This is a genomic window from Psychrobacter sp. Sarcosine-3u-12 (assembly GCF_002836005.1).
In the GTDB taxonomy this organism is placed as follows: domain Bacteria; phylum Pseudomonadota; class Gammaproteobacteria; order Pseudomonadales; family Moraxellaceae; genus Psychrobacter; species Psychrobacter okhotskensis.
Genome location: NZ_PJBY01000028.1, coordinates 1 through 1,309, shown reverse-complemented (window position 1 = coordinate 1,309; position 1,309 = coordinate 1). Strand labels below are relative to the sequence as shown.

Below are 1,309 nucleotides of genomic sequence, written 5' to 3'. Positions count from 1 at the left end.
TGAACCGCCCCGGGATTGTCGGAGACTCAACATTCTGAGAGAATACGACAATGAAAACACGAAACTACACTCCTGAGATTAAAGAACGCGCCGTTCGCATGCTGATAGAAGCGTTGGGCGACTATCCCTCCACATGGTCAGCGATTCAAGCCATTGCCCCTAAGATTGGCTGTACGCCTGAAACCCTGCGGTCGTGGCATAAAAAACACATCGATCAAACTATTCCTGCATCGGTGCAAGCGCAAAGTGATAAAGAGCGCATCAAGGAGCTTGAACGCGAATGCAGAGAGCTCAAGCAAGCCAATGAGATCATGCGTAAGGCTGCCGCTTTTTTCGCCCAGGCGGAGCTCGACCGCTGACTAAAATCATGATTCAATTCATCGACGATCATAAGAATAATTATGGGGTCGAGCTGATCTGTAGAGTATTACCGATTGCCCCATCAACCTATCACCGTGCTAAAGACTTGGAGAGCTACCCTGAAAAATGCTCACTGCGCAGTCAACATGACGACTTTTACATCAGCGAGATTAAACGCATCTGGCAGGACAGCAAATGCCGCTATGGCGCTCGTAAAGTATGGCAGCAGATGAAAGCTGACGGGTTAAAGGTTGCTCGTTGTACCATAGAGCGTTTAATGAGACAGCATGGCCTACAAGGTGTCTGGCGCGGTAAGGGTAAAATAACAACTCACAGCCGTGATGATCAAAAGCGTGCTGATGACCTAGTCAATCGTAACTTTAGCGCTCATCGCCCTAACCAGCTCTGGGTGGCAGACTTTACTTATATCAAGACGATAAGCGGCTGGGTGTATACCGCTTTTATTATTGATGTGTTTGCTCGCGCTATTGTGGGCTGGAAAGTATCTAATCGTATGAACACAGATATGGTGATGGCGGCGTTAAATCAAGCAATAGCAGATAGAAACTATCCCAAAGATGTGATTCATCACAGTGATCGAGGGGTTCAGTATTTATCCATTCGCTATACTGATAAAATGGCTACATGCGGTGTTATAGCTTCTGTCGGTACGACAGGCGATTCATACGATAATGCATTAGCTGAAACGGTCAACGGGCTTTATAAGTCTGAGGTGATTCATTATTTAAAACAGAACTGGACTGGTGTGAACGATGTTGAACTAGCAACCCTTGAATGGGTGGATTGGTTTAATAGAACACGATTGCATAGCACGATTGGATATGTGTCACCCTTTGAGTTTGAAAAGCGGTATTATGATAATTTAACCTTGTCAGGTGAAGCTGCCTGACTCAAGTAAATAAGTCTCCGATAAAGTCGGGGCGGTTCA

Annotated in this window: 1 protein-coding gene and 1 other annotated feature; the gene reads left to right on the top strand. The window is 45.9% G+C overall.

Annotation, left to right across the window (positions count from 1 at the left end):
- Positions 1-50 precede the first annotated feature (50 nt).
- Positions 51-1,270, top strand: a protein-coding gene (locus CXF65_RS00975; protein ID WP_101210722.1) for an IS3 family transposase whose coding sequence is annotated in 2 segments (ribosomal slippage) — positions 51-327 and positions 327-1,270 — 1,221 coding nt in all. Because the reading frame shifts where the segments join, the coding sequence is not laid out codon by codon here.
- Positions 326-442 (top strand) — a sequence feature (AL1L pseudoknot). Its footprint overlaps the gene before it by 117 nt.
- Positions 1,271-1,309 lie beyond the last annotated feature (39 nt).